This window comes from Streptomyces sp. NPDC050528 (genome assembly GCF_044457795.1).
Lineage (GTDB): Bacteria > Actinomycetota > Actinomycetes > Streptomycetales > Streptomycetaceae > Streptomyces.
The window spans coordinates 515,681-530,850 of sequence record NZ_JBITHH010000001.1 but is presented as its reverse complement, the minus strand read 5'-3'; the positions used below and the strand labels follow the sequence as shown (position 1 = coordinate 530,850).

Annotated in this window: 12 protein-coding genes; 5 read left to right on the top strand and 7 right to left on the bottom strand. The window is 70.2% G+C overall.

Annotated elements, in window-relative coordinates; genetic code table 11:
• Positions 1–123: 123 nt before the first annotated feature.
• Positions 124–2,421, bottom strand: coding sequence for a hypothetical protein (locus tag ACIBK4_RS02490; RefSeq protein WP_398991368.1), 2,298 nt, complete (start codon positions 2,419–2,421; stop codon positions 124–126).
• A gap of 208 nt (positions 2,422–2,629) precedes the next feature.
• Between ACIBK4_RS02490 and ACIBK4_RS02485 the strand changes: the two genes are divergently transcribed.
• Positions 2,630–3,328, top strand: a complete 699-nt coding sequence (locus ACIBK4_RS02485; protein ID WP_398991366.1) for a DUF6333 family protein — start codon at positions 2,630–2,632, stop codon at positions 3,326–3,328.
• A gap of 3 nt (positions 3,329–3,331) precedes the next feature.
• On the opposite strand, the gene ACIBK4_RS02480 is transcribed toward ACIBK4_RS02485, so the two are convergent.
• From ACIBK4_RS02480 to ACIBK4_RS02460, 5 genes are all read right to left on the bottom strand, one after another.
• A complete protein-coding gene (locus tag ACIBK4_RS02480; protein WP_398991364.1) occupies positions 3,332–3,829 on the bottom strand; it encodes a UDP binding domain-containing protein in 498 nt (165 codons plus the stop codon).
• A gap of 12 nt (positions 3,830–3,841) precedes the next feature.
• On the bottom strand, positions 3,842–4,750 hold the full coding sequence (locus ACIBK4_RS02475; RefSeq protein ID WP_398991362.1) for an alpha/beta hydrolase family protein: 909 nt from the start codon (positions 4,748–4,750) through the stop codon (positions 3,842–3,844).
• Positions 4,751–4,773: 23 nt separating this feature from the next.
• Positions 4,774–5,793, bottom strand: coding sequence for an aldo/keto reductase (locus tag ACIBK4_RS02470; RefSeq protein ID WP_398991360.1), 1,020 nt, complete (start codon positions 5,791–5,793; stop codon positions 4,774–4,776).
• Positions 5,794–6,079: 286 nt separating this feature from the next.
• The gene (locus tag ACIBK4_RS02465) at positions 6,080–7,939 is read right to left on the bottom strand and encodes an ABC transporter ATP-binding protein (protein WP_398991358.1); all 1,860 of its coding nucleotides are present in this window, start codon (positions 7,937–7,939) and stop codon (positions 6,080–6,082) included.
• Positions 7,936–9,906: an ABC transporter ATP-binding protein gene (locus ACIBK4_RS02460; RefSeq protein ID WP_398991356.1), complete on the bottom strand. Its 1,971-nt coding sequence runs from the start codon at positions 9,904–9,906 to the stop codon at positions 7,936–7,938. The genes ACIBK4_RS02465 and ACIBK4_RS02460 overlap by 4 nt, the downstream gene beginning before the upstream one ends.
• A 225-nt stretch (positions 9,907–10,131) precedes the next feature.
• Here ACIBK4_RS02460 and ACIBK4_RS02455 point away from each other — a divergent pair, with 225 nt between their 5' ends.
• Genes ACIBK4_RS02455 through ACIBK4_RS02440 form a run of 4 tightly spaced genes read left to right on the top strand, consistent with a single transcriptional unit; the run spans position 10,132 to position 13,708 of the window.
• Positions 10,132–11,043: an ABC transporter ATP-binding protein gene (locus ACIBK4_RS02455; protein ID WP_398991354.1), complete on the top strand. Its 912-nt coding sequence runs from the start codon at positions 10,132–10,134 to the stop codon at positions 11,041–11,043.
• Positions 11,040–11,774 (top strand): ABC transporter permease, encoded by a 735-nt coding sequence (locus tag ACIBK4_RS02450; protein ID WP_398991352.1) that lies wholly within the window; start codon positions 11,040–11,042, stop codon positions 11,772–11,774. Before ACIBK4_RS02455 ends, ACIBK4_RS02450 begins: the two co-directional genes overlap by 4 nt.
• 28 nt (positions 11,775–11,802) lie before the next feature.
• On the top strand, positions 11,803–13,071 hold the full coding sequence (locus tag ACIBK4_RS02445; RefSeq protein WP_398991350.1) for an ATP-binding protein: 1,269 nt from the start codon (positions 11,803–11,805) through the stop codon (positions 13,069–13,071).
• Entirely contained in the window at positions 13,064–13,708 is a 645-nt protein-coding gene (locus ACIBK4_RS02440) for a response regulator (RefSeq protein WP_398991348.1), read from the top strand. Before ACIBK4_RS02445 ends, ACIBK4_RS02440 begins: the two co-directional genes overlap by 8 nt.
• Positions 13,709–13,720: 12 nt before the next feature.
• Here ACIBK4_RS02440 and ACIBK4_RS02435 read toward each other — a convergent pair whose 3' ends face one another.
• Positions 13,721–15,136 (bottom strand): sulfatase, encoded by a 1,416-nt coding sequence (locus ACIBK4_RS02435; protein WP_398991346.1) that lies wholly within the window; start codon positions 15,134–15,136, stop codon positions 13,721–13,723.
• Positions 15,137–15,170: the final 34 nt, after the last annotated feature.

Sequence of the window (15,170 nt, the reverse complement as noted above, 5' to 3'; positions counted from 1 at the left end):
TGGAGGCAATGAAGATTACCGAGCGTGAGCGCGGTTGCCCATCGAATATCGGACGCCCGCACGCCGAGGGACCGGTACGCCGGCTGCGCGTACCGGCCCCAACAGGTGTTCGTCAGTCCGGGGTCACCCCTGGGCCGTCCTACGGCGGCGCATCCACCACACGAGCACTCCGCCCGCGCCGGCGAGGCCGCCGGCGGTGCCCGCGATCAGGCCGACCGGGGTGTCGTTGCCGGTGTGGGCGAGGTCGCCACTGGGGTCGTCGGGCGCGGGTGCGGGCGTCGTGGGTGCCGGTGCCGGGGTGCTCCCGCCGCCGCCGCCACCGCCGCTGTGGGTCGGGGTGGGTGTCGGCTTCCCGGTGTGGGTCGGGGTGGGGGTCGGGGTCGGCGTGGGGGTGGTCGTGCCGGTGTCGTCGGCGGCCGTGTTCGCGCCGAGGAGCACCTGCCCCGTCGTGTCGGTGTTGTCGGTGAGGGTCTTCACGCTGGTCTGCGTCTGCCGGGGCAAGTACCGGTGCTGGGCGGTGAATTGGACCTTGCCGACGTTCCGCTTGGGCTGCTTGGAGAGGTCGACGCCGCCCACGATGTAGACCTGCACGGTGCCGTTCGCGTCGGGGACGTCGTAGGTGAACTCGCCGTGCGTGTAGATGTTCCGGTACTTCTGGAACAGGGCCTCGCGGGTCCAGTTCTGGTTGGGCGCGCGCAGCGGCCAGCGTGTGGCGTCGCCGCTGTTGATGATCGCGTGGTAGTCGGTGGGCGCCTTGGCGTCCTGCTGGCGGATGTACTCGGCGGCGACGCGCGCGGTGTAGACGCGGCGCAGATCGGCGTACTGGGGTGCGGTGTTGATGGTCTTCTCCACCGCGGGCACGATCATCGCGTCGATGACCCGCTGGGCCGCCGCGGTCTGGGCCGCGTCCGGGGTGCAGATCGGCTCGCCGGGACCGGGCGTGACCGTCGTCTGTGCGGTCGACTTCAGACGCAGCGGGGTGTCGAGGATGTAGATGCCGCCGTCCTGCTCACGGACCTGCGCGGTCTTCGGCTCGATCCAGTTGCGCAGCCCGGGCATGCAGGGCTTGCCGTTCACCTTCGGCAGCGCGGCCCAGTAGCGCTTGCCGAGGTCGGTGGCGGGGTCCATCGCCTTGTAGAAGTCGTGCTTCATCTGGAGGTCGGCCTCCAGGAGCACCCGACCGGCGTCCGTCTTGCCGAACTTGGCGTCCATGATGCGGTCCGGCTCGTCCGGGTTGAGGTTGACCCAGAACTTGTCCGGGGTCAGCGCGAGCCAGGTGAAGAACGCGTCCGAGATCAGCTGCGAGTTGGCCTTGCCGCCCCAGCCGGACTGCTCGGTCGGATCCTCCTTGGCGTCGAACGCGAAGTCGACACCCTTGCCCCGGACCGGCTTGCCGACGTACTTCAGGTCGAGCGTCGAGAAGTCGACACCGCCCGGACCGCGCGGCAGACCACCCGGGTTGGCGGCGTTCTTGGCGTTCAGGAAGTCCGCCATGGTCTTCGGGGTGGGCCGCGACTCACGGATCAGATCGGTGAGCCCGCCCCGCGTGGAACCGGCCTGCCCGGGCGGCTGCATGAGCCCACTGCTCGCGCGCTCACCGACACCCTTGGGCGCCAACTCCACGCGATCCGTACGGTAGTTGTACTCGGTGACCCGGTTGCCGGCCACTTGCCGCATGTCCCCGAGGAACTTCTTCGCGTCGGCCTTCTGCGGCTCGGCGAAGACGTACTTGACCTTGCTGTCCTTCCACGCCGGGTCCTTGGCCCACGCCAGGTCCTTGGGCACCTGCGTGCGGTCCGGGCTGCCGTTGGACTTGATCTCCAGGATCTGCTTCGTCCGCGTGTTGTACGCGTCGAGCTTGCGCCGGTACGTCTTGCCGGTGTCGGGGTCCTTGAACTCGACCTCCTTCTGGCAGATCCACTCCGGCCCGACCAGCCCGTGATCCTTGATCACCTTCTGCTCGAAGGCCTTGCCGCGGGGATCGTTGCCGGAGTTCGGAATGAAGACGGCGTCCCGATAGTCGGTGAAATTCGGGTACTTGTCCTTCTGCTGGAGCCATCGCCACCAGACCCGGTCGGGCTGTGTGGCGGGCGCCTTGGTCAACTCGGACAGCGCGGCCTGCTTGTCGGCGGACGGCGCCCCGAGCCCGTCCCACTCCTTCGCCGGATTGACGTACGCGTAGTCGTCCCACTGCGAGGTCGCCCGGGACGCGTCGAACTGCGGCAGCCCCACGGTCGGTCGGGTGTTGCTGGGCAGGCCGTACAACTCGTCACAGCGCTTGCCCGGGTCCAGTGGTCTCGGCGCGGCCTCCGCTGCCGTAAGGCCCGGAAGCCCGGTGAGCGCCATGACCGAGGCGCACGCGAGCGCGACGACCGACCGCCGCAGCGCGCGCAACCGCCGGGCGCGTATGGGTGTTTGCACGTGATGTCCCCGTGAGGGCCCCGTAGGCATGGGGTGTCCGCGCGGCGCCAGGGGCCCCCGTGGTCGATGTGGCGCCACCGAACGGACCACACGCTAGACACGCCCATGTACATGCCGAAGCCGATCCGTGGTTCGGTGACCGTGTCGACTCCCCTTCTCCACAGGCTGTTCACAGCTGGGCGCGGGACGGCGTCATACGCTCGGCACCATGAGCCCCGTATCCCCCGAAACCCGGGTGGACCCTCGTCACAGCGGACACGCCCAACTGGTCGTGGTCCAGCCCCCCTTCGCAACTCCGCTACGCCCCGACGAGCGCCCGCCGGTCGTGGCGCACGCCCCGGAGACGGCGAGGGCTGCCGTGTTGTCGCTGTCGTCGGTCGCGGGGATCCGCGGCGAGGAGGCACCGTCGCGACTGGGACACCCCGAAAGCCCTTCTGACCGACGGGAGTTGGACGTCGTACGCGCCGCCGCCTGGGGGACCACGGTGAAGGTGACGGACCCGGCGCTCGTCGAGGACGGGGTGTTGTCCAGCGTGCTGGAGGACGAGTTCCGCGCCCAGAAGAAGCTGCACCCGGACGCCCGGATCGTCGCCGTCTGCGAACGGGACTTCGGGGCCGCCTACTTGAAGATTCTGGTCGCGGTGCCCGGGGCTCCCGATCTGACGGTCGAGGGCTTCGACGAACTGGATGTCACCGGGGACCTTCGGGCCACGCTGGCGGCCGTGGGCATCGACCCCGGTCAACTGGTCGACGAGGACGAGGACTTCGTCGACTACGACGGGCTGCTGCACGTGCTGACCGGTGGCGCGCTGTCCGTTTATGCGGACGAGGAGCGACTGGAGTCGGCGTTCGTGGTCGAACGTGGCGAGGAGGGGGAGGAGAGCGTGCGTGAGGTGTGGTTTCCCTAGGGCTCAGGGGCGGCCGAGCGCGCAGTAGGACCAGCCCGCCTCGCGCCAGGTGTCGGCGTCGAGGGTGCCGCGGCCGTCGATGACCGTCGGCGAGGCGACGCGGGACGCGAGGGCGTGCGGGTCGATGCCGGAGAACTCCGGCCATTCGGTCAGGTGCAGCAGCAGATCGGCGTCCTGCACGGCGGCGGTCGGGTCGTCGACGTAGTCGAGTTGGGGGTGGAGCTTGCGCGCCTTGTCGAGGGCTTGAGGGTCGGTGACGGTGACCGCGGCGCCGAGGTCATGGAGTTTCTGGGCGACGGTCAGGGCGGGGGAGTCGCGGATGTCGTCCGTCCCGGGCTTGAAGGCGGCGCCCCAGACGGTGATGCGCCGGTCGGTGAAAGTGCCGCCGACCTGTTCGCGGGCGAGGTCGATCACGCGCTCGCGGCGCCGGTTGCTGATCGCGTCGACCTCGCGGAGGATCCGCAGGGCCCGGCCCGCGCCGAGTTCGTCGGCGCGGGCCATGAACCCCCGCACCTACTTGCTCTGTAGTTCCCCCAACGGCTCGGGATCTTCCGCCAGTTGGGCGGACGCCTTCTGCCAGGCGGTGTCCCCGGGGTGGAGGGCGCTGTGCAGGTAGGCGGTGGTGAGGTGTTGGAGCAGGGCTACGCGGGCCGGGCTCTCGTCGGTCGTCTCGGCGGCCTCGTAGCCGGGGATGCCGCCCAAGGAATGCTCCGCGCCGAAGAGGGTGAGGAGGGTCTTGTCGCCGGGGCTGTAGGTGTACGGGTCGGTGAACCAGTCCGGGCCGCGGGTGGAGAGGTGGGACTGGTCGTGGTCTCCGGCGACGATCAGGGCCGGTGGGGTCATCGTGGTGAACGACGGCCTCATGAAAGGGAGTTGCTCGGCGGCGAACGGGGTGAGGTCGTCGCCCAGGCCGGTCAGGGCGAGCAGGACGCCTGCCTTGACGCGGGGGTCGGACAGGTCCTCGCCGGGGACGCCGTCGGGGTCGAGGACGCGGGCGCCCAGGAGCGTGCTCGCCGTTTGGGCTCCCCAGGAGTGGCCGGCCACGGCGATGCGGGCGTGGTCGACGCGTCCCGCGAGGCCCGGCACGGAGGCTTCCAGGGTGGTGAGTTCGTCCAGTGTGCGCTTGAGGTCCTCGACTCGGGTGCGCCAGATCCCGGGGAAGCGGGGGTCCTCGTGCGGGATGGCGAGCGTTCTTGAGTCGAGGTGGGTGGGCTGGACGACCATGAAGCCGTGCGCGGCCCAGTGGTCGGCGAGCGGGGCGTAGCCGTTCATCGACCAGCCGAAGCCGTGCGAGAAGACGATGACCGGTAGGCCGTCGCCGGTCACGGGTGCGGAGACGCGGACCTGGAGGTCCTCGCCGCGGCCCGGGGCGGGGAGGATCACCGGCTTCACGGACACGATCGTGGGGGGCGGGGCAGACATGGTGGTGCTCCCTTCCGGTGGGCTCAGCGGCGGCGCAGGGTCGGGTCGAGGAGGGCGGGCGGGGTGTCGTTCTTCTCGTGGGCGGCGAGGTCCGTGCCGGGGGCGACGATCGTGTCGATCGCGTCCAGTACGTCGGCGGAGAGCACCGTGTCCGCGGCGGCGAGCTGTGTGTCCAGGTGGTCCAGGGTGCGCGGGCCGATCAGCGCGCTGGTCACGGCGGGGTGCGCGGTGACGAAGCCGAGCGCGAGCTGGATGAGGGTGAGCCCTGCCTCGTCGGCGACCTTGGCCAGCTGTTCGACGGCGTCGAGCTTGGCGCGGTTGGCGGGGACGGCGGTGTCGAAGCGCTGGGGCATGAACGCGGAGCGGCTGGTGGTGACCTCCCGGCCCTCGCGGATCGCGCCGGACAGCCAGCCCGAGGCGAGCGGGCTCCAGGCCAGGACGCCGAGGCCGTACTCCTCGGTCACCGGCAGGACGTGGGTCTCGATACCGCGCTGGAGGATCGAGTAGCTCGGCTGCTCGGTGACGTAACGGCTCAGGTGGTTCTCGCGGGCGGCCCACTGCGCCTGGACGATGCGGTACGCGGGGAAGGTGGAGGAGCCGAAGTAGCGGATCTTTCCCGCGCGTTGGAGGTCGGTCAGGGCGGAGAGGGTCTCCTCGTCGCTGGTGCGGGGGTCCCAGCGGTGGATCTGGTACAGGTCGACATGGTCCACGCCGAGCCTGCGCAGGCTGTTGTCCAGCTCGGTCACCAGCCAGCGGCGCGAACCGCCCTGGTGGTTGCGCTCCTCGCCCATCGGCAGGCTCGCCTTCGTCGCCAGCACGATGTCGTCCCGGCGACCGGCGATCGCCTTGCCGAGCAGTTCCTCGGACTCGCCTCCGCTGTACGCGTCCGCGGTGTCGATGAGGTTGACCCCGTCGGCGAGAGCGGCGTCGACGATGGCCGTGACGTCCTCCTGACTCGTGCGCCCGATCCTGCCGAAGTTCATCGCGCCGAGCGCGAGCGTGCTGACTTGTACGCCGGTGCGGCCCAGGGTGCGGTACTGCATGGCTGTGTCCTCCGGGATCACTGATAAGCGGAACCTTGTTCCGGTAACGATACGGAACGGGGTTCCGCTTAGCAAGCGGGGAGGGGTGGGGAGGGGGTGGGGGGCTGAGGTGCGTTGATGGCTTGCGGTGCGTCGTGGCTGGTCGCGCCTAGCGGCGGAGCCGCATGTTGATACAGCCCCGCGCCCCTTAAAGACACGGCGGGTCGGCGTTTTTAGGGGCGCGGGGAACTGCGCGACCAGCCCCCACCGGCCGGTAGCCAAAAAACTGCCTAACTCGCGGACCCGCTTACGCCAAGCTGTCCCGCCAAGCCCGGTGCAGATCAGCGAACCGCCCCGTCCCCGAGATCAGCTCCGCCGGCGTGCCGTCCTCGACGACCCGCCCGTGTTCCATGACCAGCACCCGGTCCGCGATCTCGACCGTGGACAGCCGGTGGGCGATCACGACCGCCGTACGGCCGCGCAGGACCGTCGACATGGCGCGCTGTACGGCCTGTTCGCCGGGGATGTCGAGGGAGCTGGTCGCCTCGTCGAGGATGAGGACGGCGGGGTCGGCGAGCAACGCCCGTGCGAACGCGACGAGTTGGCGCTGACCCGCCGAGATACGCCCACCCCGCTTGCGTACGTCCGTGTCGTAACCGTCGGGCAGCGCGCTGATGAAGTCGTGCGCGCCGATCGCCTTCGCGGCCCGCTCGATCTCCTCACGCGGCGCGTCCGGGCGGCCGATCGCGATGTTCTCGGCGACCGTGCCGGAGAACAGGAACGCCTCCTGCGTCACCATCACCACCCCGCGCCGCAGTTCGGGCCCGGACAGCTCGCGCAGATCGACCCCGTCGAGCAACACCCGCCCGTCCGAGGGGTCGTAGAAACGGGCCAGCAGCTTGGCCAGGGTCGACTTGCCCGCGCCGGTGGAGCCGACGACGGCGACGGTCTGGCCGGCGGGGAGGGTGAGGTCGAAGACGGGCAGGACCTCGCCGCCGGTGCGGTAGGTGAAGCGGACGCCGTCGAAGACGACCTCGCGGCCGGGTTGGTCTGTGTCAAGTTCCGGTAGCTGTACGGGTGTTGAGGGTTCCGGGACCGACGGGGTCTGGGCCAGCAGACCCGCGATCTTCTCCAGCGAGGCCGCCGCCGACTGGTACGAGTTGAGGAACATGCCGAGGCGGTCGATCGGGTCGTAGAGCCGCCGTAGGTACAGGACCGCGGCGGCCAGTACGCCCAACTCCAGTGAGCCGTCCGACACCCGGAAGGAACCCCACAGGACGATCACCGCGACGGCCGTGTTGGCGACCAGGCGGGAGCCGGTGACATAGCGGGCCATCTCCAACAGGGCGTCGCCGTTGGAGCGTTCGTGCTGTTGGTTGAGGACGCGGAAGTCGGCGTCGTTCACGTCCTCGCGGCGGAACGCGCGGACCGGGCGGATGCCGTTCATCGTCTCGACGAACTTCACGATCACGCGCGCGATCGCCGTGGAGCGGACCGCGTACACCTGTACCGCGCGCCGTTGGTAGACCCGTACCAGCAGGTACAACGGCACGAACGACGCCACCGCGACGACGCCGAGGCCCAGGTCCAGCCAGAGCAGCATCGCCGAGATGTACACGAACGACAGGATGACCGTGATCAGCTCCTGGAGTCCCTCGCTGAGGAGTTCGCGCAGGGCCTCGATGTCCGTGGTGGAACGGGAGATGAGCCGGCCGGACGTGTACCGCTCGTGGAAGTCGATGCTGAGCGCCTGCGCGTGGCGGAAGATACGGCCGCGCAGATCGAGCAGTACGTCCTGGTTGACGCGGGCGGAGGCGGCGATGAAGGCGTACTGGAGTCCGCCGGAGAGCAGCGCGCAGAGCAGGTAGCCCGCGCCGACTGCGATCAGCGGGCCGTGGTTGTCGTCCCGGAACGCCGGGACCGCGCGGTCGATGGCGTACGCGACGAGGAGGGGGCCCACCTGCACGGCTGCCTGTTGGAGCAGCAGGAGGAGGGTCGTGATGGTGACCCGTGTCTTCATCGGGGCGAGCAGGGAGCGGAGGAGGGTGGCGGTCGCGCCTGGGGGAGTGGGGAGGATGTCGTGGTCGAAGGGGTCGCCTGCGGCGGGCGGGTGCGGGGGTTCGGGGGTGTCGTCGGTGGGGGGCGCGGAGGTGGTAGGGGCGGTCATCGGGCGTCCTCCTGTTCACCGACTGGGTTGTTCTGTGTCTGCGGGCCGGTGGGGGCTGGTCGCGCCCCGCGGCGGAGCCGCATGTTGATACCGCCCCGCGCCCCTATAGGGCGTGTTGGGCGGTCGGTGTCTTTCTCGTGCTCGGCGCCCGACATGAGGTGCGCGTACTCCGTGTTCGTTCGCAGGAGTTCCTGGTGGGTGCCTACGGCCGTGATGCGGCCGTCCGACAGCAGGGCCACGCGGTCGGCGAGCAGGACCGTCGACGGGCGGTGGGCCACGATCAACGCCGTTGTGTCGGCCAGAACTTGGCGGAGGGCGGCCTCAACTGCGGCCTCGGTGTGGACGTCCAGCGCCGACAGCGGGTCGTCCAGGACCAGGAAGCGGGGTTTGCCCACCACCGCCCTTGCCAGGGCCAGGCGTTGGCGTTGGCCGCCGGAGAGGCTGAGGCCCTGTTCGCCCACCTGGGTGTCCGTGCCCTGGGGGAGGCTGTGCACGAAGTCCGCCTGCGCGACGGCCAGGGCTCGCTCCAACTCCGGTTGTCCCGCGCCCTGTTCTGATCCCATGAGTACGTTCTCCCCGACGCTGGCCGAGAACAACGTGGGTTCCTCGAAGGCCACGGCGACGAGGGCGCGCAGCGAATCCCTGGACATCGCCGTGATGTCCTCGCCGTCCAGTGTGATGCGGCCGGATGTGACCTCGTGCAGCCGTGGGACGAGGGCCGTCAGTGTGGTCTTGCCCGTGCCGGTGGCTCCTACCAGGGCCATGGATTCGCCGGGTCTGATGTGCAGGGTGATGTTGTCGAGGGTGGGTGGGGAATCCGGCGGGGCGTCCGGGTAGCGGAAGGAGACTGAGGAAAAGCGGATGCCGTCGTTTTTGGGTGCGGGCCGGTGGGGGCTGGTCGCGCCCCGCGGCGGAGCCGCATATCGATACAGCCCCGCGCCCCTTTGGGGCGCTGCCCTCAAGGGCGATTCCGCCTCCCGTGGCTCATCCATGACCTCGAAATACCGCTCCGTCGCCGTCGCCGCCTCCTGGCTCATCGCCAGCAGGAACCCGATCGACTCCACCGGCCACCGCAGCGCCAGTGCCGTGGACAGGAACGCCACCAACGTGCCCGCCGACAGATCTCCGTCCGCGACCTGCACCGTCCCCACCACCAGTGCCGAACCGAGGGCCAGTTCGGGCAGGGTGACGATGACGCCCCAGATCGTGGCGAGGAGTTGGGCCTTGCGGAGTTCCGTGCCGCGCAGGGTGCGGGACAGGTCGCGGAAGGCTCGTGCCTGCGTGCGGTGGCGGCCGAAGCCCTTGATGATGCGGATGCCCAGGACGCTCTCCTCGACGACCGTCGTCAGGTCGCCGACCTGGTCCTGGGCGCGGCGGGCCACGTGCGCGTACCGCTGCTCGAAGATCACGCAGGTGATGATCACCGGTATCGCGGGGCCGAGGATCACCAGTCCCAGCGTCCAGTCCTGGAGCAGCATGATGATCACGCCCACCAGGATCGTGACCGCGTTGACCAGCAGGAACGTCAGGGGGAAGGCCAGGAACATGCGGAGCAGCATGAGGTCCGTGGTGCCCCGGGAGAGGAGCTGGCCCGAGGGCCATCTGTCGTGGAAGGACACCGGCAGGCGTTGCAGGTGCCGGTACAGGTCCGCCCGCATTTCCGCCTCGACGTGCGACAGCGGCCTTGCGACCAGCCATCGCCGCAGCCCGAACAGGCCCGCCTCCGCGATGCCGAGCAGGAACAGATACAGCGCCCCGAGCCATACGCCGGCCGCGTCCCGGTCCGCGACCGGGCCGTCCACCATCCACTTCAGGACGAGCGGGAACACCAGCCCCGTACAGGACGCGACGACCGCGACCACGGCCGCGCCGAACAGCCGTACCCGCACCGGCCGGACGTAGGGCCAGAGCCGTGCGAGGGTACGGACGGCGGATCGCTTCTCGGTGGTTGCACGCGTCGTGGACATCACGGGCGAGCCTACGGACCACCACTGACAACGCCCACCGAGTTTTGGCCGGACCCGGATCGGCCGTTGGTCCTACGACCTGGGTGTTCGGGGGGTCGTAGCGGCGCATCCAAGGGGGCGCAGGGGGTCGTAGGGGGTCGTAGAAGCGCATCAACCGATCGGTTGATGTCCCTTCGAGCGCGATGGGCGATGTGGCGGACCCGGCGCCGGCGGGACCCTCGGTGCATGCCAGCCACACCAGTCATCGAAGTCACCGCACTACGGAAGTCCTACGGCGGCAGGGCCGTCGTGGACGGGGTCTCCTTCGCCGTCGAGGAGGGCGAGATCTTCGGGATCCTCGGCCCGAACGGCGCCGGCAAGACCACCACCGTCGAGTGTGTCGAGGGTCTGCGGGTTCCCGACGCGGGGCGGGTCCGGGTCACCGGACTCGATCCCGTCGCCGACCACGAGGAAGTCGCCCGCGTTCTCGGCGCCCAGCTGCAGGAGAGCGAACTCCAGGCCAAGCTCACCGTCCGCGAGGCGCTGGAGCTGTACGCGTCCTTCTATCCGCACCCCGCCGACTGGCGGCCGCTGGCCGAACGCCTGGGCCTGACCGCCAAGTTGACCACCCGGTTCGCGAAGCTCAGCGGCGGGCAGAAGCAGCGGCTGTTCATCGCGCTCGCGCTCATCGGCAACCCCAAGGTCGTCGTCCTCGACGAACTCACCACCGGCCTCGACCCGCGCGCCCGCCGTGACACCTGGCAGCTGATCGAGGACGTGCGGGCGAGCGGGGTCACCGTGCTGCTCGTCACGCACTTCATGGAGGAGGCGCAGCGGCTGTGCGACCGGATCGCCGTGATCGACAAGGGGCGGGTGGCCGCCCTGGACACCCCGGACGGGTTGATCCGGCGTTCGGCGGGGTCGACCGTCATCAGTTTCACGCCCTCCGCGGCGCTGGACGACGGTGATCTGAACTCCCTTCCCGCGCTCACGTCCGTGGCGCGCAAGGACGGCCGGATCACGCTCTCCGGCTCGGACGAGACCGTCAACGCGGTCATCACGCTGCTCGCGCGCAACCACATCACCGCCCACCAACTCCGCGTGTCCGACGCCACGTTGGACGACGCGTTCCTGGACCTGACGGAGGTCACCGCATGAACACCGCAGTCCTGCGTACCGAGTTGCGGCTCTTCCGCCGTGAACCGGGCGCGCTCTTCTGGATCTTGCTCTTCCCCACCCTGCTGCTGGTGATCCTGGGGTCCATCCCGGGCTTCCGGCACCATCAGGCCGACCTCGGGGGGCTGCGCACGGTCGACGTGTACGTTCCGGTCGCCGTCCTCCTCGGCATGATCGTCGGCGCGCTCCAGTCGATGCCGCAGAACCTCACCGGCTACCGCGAACGCGGCATCCTCCGCCGCATGTCCGCCACCCCGGTCCGGCCGACGGCTCTGCTCTCCGCGCAGATGGTGGTCTACGGCGCGGCGGCCCTCGTCTCCGCCCTGCTCGCGCTGATCGTCGGCCGCCTCGCCTTCGACGTACGACTGCCGAAGCAGCCCGGCGGCTATCTCCTCGCCCTGCTTCTCGCGGTCCTCGCCGCGCTCGCGCTGGGCGCGGTGGTCTCGTCGCTGTCCCGGACCACGAAGATCGCGGGTGCCATCGGGTCGGCCGTGTTCTTCCCGATGATGTTCTGCGCGGGCGTGTGGATCCCGGTGAACTCCATGCCGGACGTCATGGCCCGCATCGTCGGCTACACCCCGTTCGGCGCCGCCGCCGAGGCCCTGAACCGGGCGGCGGCCGGGAACTGGCCGGGCTGGACGCACCTGGGCGTGCTGGTCGCCTGGACCGTGCTGCTGACGGCCGGCGCCTCGCGCTGGTTCCGCTGGGAGTAGGGGAGCGGCGGCCGTGCAGACTGGGGAGATGACCACCAGGGACCAGGAGATCGACCGGCGCTGGGAGCAGCTGCACACATGGGGGCCGTACGGGCTGCTCGGGATCGGTGTCGTCCTGGCGCTCGCCTCCTCCGGTCTGGCCGACTACGCCACCGCCCAGTGGTACACCGGCTGGGCCCTGGTCGGTGCCGCGCTCGTCCTCCAGCTGCTGTGGCACACCACCCGCTCGCGGCTGCCCGGTCGCGGCCGGATCCCGTCCCGGGCGGGAACCGCGTACTACGTCGTCCGCTGGGCCATCGCCTTCGCCCTCACCTGGATCGACCCGTTCTTCGCCTTCTACGCCGCCGCCGGCTACATGGACGCCGACGAACTGATCCCGGGCGTGGAGTGGCAGCGGCTCGGACTGCTCGCCGGCGCGGTCACCGTGGCCGGCGCCCAGTCCGGCGGGCTGCCGCTGGGGAGCGGGGTCCAGTGGATCCTCTTCGCGGCGCTCGTGGCCGCCAACTCCGGCCTGCAGATGGCGATCGCCCATCTCCAGGAGCAGGAGACGCAGCGCTCCCGCGAGCGCAACGCGACCATCACCGAACTCGAACGCACCAACACCGCGCTCCAGCAGGCCCTCGACGAGAACGCCGCCCTGCACGCCCAACTCCTCGTCCAGGCAAGGGAAGCCGGGGTCGCCGACGAACGCCGCAGGCTCGCCGCCGAGATCCACGACACCATCGCCCAGGGCCTGACCGGCATCATCGCCCAGCTCCAAGTCGTAGCGAACGCACCGGACTTGACCACCGCCCGCACCCACCTCGAACGCGCCTCCACCCTCGCCCGGCACAGCCTCGGCGAGGCTCGCCGCTCCGTGCAGAACCTCGCGCCCGTCGCGCTGGAGAACGACGGACTGCCCGAGGCCCTGAAGAACACGGTCGCGGAATGGGGCGAACGCACCGGTGTCCGCGCCGAGTTCACCGTCACCGGCATCACCGAGCAGCTCCACGACGAGATCTCGGCGACCCTGCTGCGCATCGCCCAGGAGGCGTTGTCGAACGCGGCCCGGCACGCCCGCGCCGGCCGTGTCGGCGTGACCCTCAGCTTCCTCGGCGACGAGGTCATCCTCGACATCCGCGACGACGGCCGGGGCTTCGACCCGCTCGCCCTCCCCGAACGCACCCGCACCGGCGGCTTCGGCCTCGACGGCATGCGCGCCCGCGCCGAACGCATCGCGGGCTCGCTCACGATCGAGTCCGAGCCGGGACACGGCACGGCCCTGTCGGCTCGCGTACCGTTGGTCCGCCATGAGTGACGAGTTGCTGATCTCCCTGTTGATCGTCGACGACCATCCCGTCGTACGGGACGGTCTGCGCGGCATGTTCGAGTCCGCGCCCGGATTCCGCGTCCTGGGCGAGGCGTCCAACGGCGTCGAGGCCGTGGAGCGGGCCGCCGCCCTCGACCCGGACGTGATCCTGATGGACCTGCGGATGCCGGGCGGCGCGGGCGTCGACGCCATCCGCGAGCTCACCCGCCGCTCGGCGCGCGCGAAGGTGCTGGTCCTGACGACGTACGACACGGACTCCGACACGTTGCCCGCGATCGAGGCGGGCGCGACGGGCTACCTCCTCAAGGACGCCCCGCGCGACGAGCTCTTCACCGCCGTCCGCGCGGCGGCGGACGGCCGCACGGTCCTCTCGCCCGCCGTCGCCTCCCGTCTGGTCTCCGCCGTCCGCGCACCCCAGACTCCCGGCAACGAACCGCTCTCCGCCCGCGAACGCGAGGTCCTCGCCCTGGTCGCCAAGGGCACCTCCAACCGCGAGATCGCCCGCGAACTCTTCATCAGCGAGGCGACCGTGAAGACCCATCTCACCCACCTGTACGGCAAGTTGGGCGTCAAGGACCGCGCGGCGGCCGTCGCGGTCGCCTACGACCGGGGGATTCTCGGCTGACCGAGGCAGGGCCTAGACGGGCGGGTACGGCAGCAGGCCGCTCGCCGTCTTCTCCCAGGCCGCCTTCAGCTCGGCGAGCAACTCCGGCTTGTCGGGGGCGAGATCGGCCTGTTCGCGGAGGTCGGCGCCCAGATCGAAGAGGTGGTCGTCCCCGTCCTCGTCCTGGTAGTACTTCCAATCGCCGCGCCGCAGCGCCCGGTTGGCCCGCACTCGCCAGAACAGGTCCCGCTCGGGCAGCTCCTCGCCCGCCAGCAGATAGCCCGCGAGACTCGTGCCGTCCAGCGGGTACGCCGGGTCGGGGCGGGCACCGGCCAGCTCCAGGAAGGTCGCGGTCCAGTCGGGGGAGAAGTTCGGCTCGTGGCTGACCTGGTTGCCGTCGATGCGGTGCGGCCAGCGCACGATCGTCGGCACCCGGATGCCGCCCTCCTGGAGCACGTACTTCTCGCCGCTCAACGGCCAGAGGTACGACCAGCGTTCACCGCCGTTGTCGCTGGCGAAGTACACCACCGTGTTCTCCTCCTGCCCGGACCGGCGCAGCGCGGCGAGCACCTCCCCGACGGCCGCGTCGAGGCTCTGCACCATCTCCGTGTACTTGGCGACCGAGCCGCCGTCGTACTGGTTGAGGGCGTCGCTGATCTCCACCTGGCTTGTCGCCGCCCGGATCTTCGCCGCGATCTCGGCACCGGTCTCCTCGTCGCCCTCCGCGAGCCAAGGCCAGTGCGGAGTGGTGAAGTTGAGGTTCAGCAGCCACGGCTTGTCGTGCTTCCGGCCGACGTACTCCACCGCCCGCTCGGTCAACACCTCTGTGTAGTAACGGAGATCCTGGTAGGTCGCGTCGCCCTCGTACAGGTCGTAGTCGCCGAGCTGGCCGAGCTTGGAGAAGTACTCCAGCACGCCACCGTGGTTGCCGAAGAACTCGTCCCAACCCGACTTCGTGGGGCTGTAGTCGGGCAGCCAGCCGCAGTGCCACTTGCCGATCAGGGCGGTGGCGTAGCCCGCCTTCTTCAACAGCGACGCCAGAGTGGGATGGCTGGGGTCGAGCCCCTGCGTTCTGCTCGCGATCGGCTCGGCCAACCCGCCCGGCGTACGGCCCGGATAGCGCCCGGTGTACAGGCTGAACCGGGTCGGCGAGCAGGTCGCGGAGCCCGAGTACGCGTCGGTGAAACGCACCCCCTGCCGGGCCAGCCGGTCCAGGTTCGGCGTCTTGATGTGCGGGGCGCCGTAGGAGGAGAGGTCGGCCCAGCCGAGGTCGTCGCCGAGGATGACGAGGAGGTTGGGACGTTTACCGGAGGCGCCGGGGCGGGCCTTGAACGGCCGCTCGGCGGGGGCGGGTTCGGCGGCCTCGGCGGTGGCGGACGTACCGGCGACGGCGGTGACGGCACCGCCGCCGACGAGGCCGCCGAAGGCACGGCGGGATATCTCGGGCATGAGAGGTCCTTGTGGGGAGGGCGACGGAAGGCAG

What these genes read in the sequence shown, in the direction of transcription:
- ACIBK4_RS02485 (WP_398991366.1), top strand. Translation starts at nt 2,630, where the DNA reads ATGAGCCCCGTATCCCCCGAAACCCGGGTGGACCCTCGTCACAGCGGA.
- ACIBK4_RS02480 (WP_398991364.1), bottom strand. Translation starts at nt 3,829, where the DNA reads ATGGCCCGCGCCGACGAACTCGGCGCGGGCCGGGCCCTGCGGATCCTC.
- ACIBK4_RS02475 (WP_398991362.1), bottom strand. Translation starts at nt 4,750, where the DNA reads ATGTCTGCCCCGCCCCCCACGATCGTGTCCGTGAAGCCGGTGATCCTC.
- ACIBK4_RS02470 (WP_398991360.1), bottom strand. Translation starts at nt 5,793, where the DNA reads ATGCAGTACCGCACCCTGGGCCGCACCGGCGTACAAGTCAGCACGCTC.
- ACIBK4_RS02465 (WP_398991358.1), bottom strand. Translation starts at nt 7,939, where the DNA reads ATGACCGCCCCTACCACCTCCGCGCCCCCCACCGACGACACCCCCGAA.
- ACIBK4_RS02460 (WP_398991356.1), bottom strand. Translation starts at nt 9,906, where the DNA reads ATGTCCACGACGCGTGCAACCACCGAGAAGCGATCCGCCGTCCGTACC.
- ACIBK4_RS02455 (WP_398991354.1), top strand. Translation starts at nt 10,132, where the DNA reads ATGCCAGCCACACCAGTCATCGAAGTCACCGCACTACGGAAGTCCTAC.
- ACIBK4_RS02450 (WP_398991352.1), top strand. Translation starts at nt 11,040, where the DNA reads ATGAACACCGCAGTCCTGCGTACCGAGTTGCGGCTCTTCCGCCGTGAA.
- ACIBK4_RS02445 (WP_398991350.1), top strand. Translation starts at nt 11,803, where the DNA reads ATGACCACCAGGGACCAGGAGATCGACCGGCGCTGGGAGCAGCTGCAC.
- ACIBK4_RS02440 (WP_398991348.1), top strand. Translation starts at nt 13,064, where the DNA reads ATGAGTGACGAGTTGCTGATCTCCCTGTTGATCGTCGACGACCATCCC.
- ACIBK4_RS02435 (WP_398991346.1), bottom strand. Translation starts at nt 15,136, where the DNA reads ATGCCCGAGATATCCCGCCGTGCCTTCGGCGGCCTCGTCGGCGGCGGT.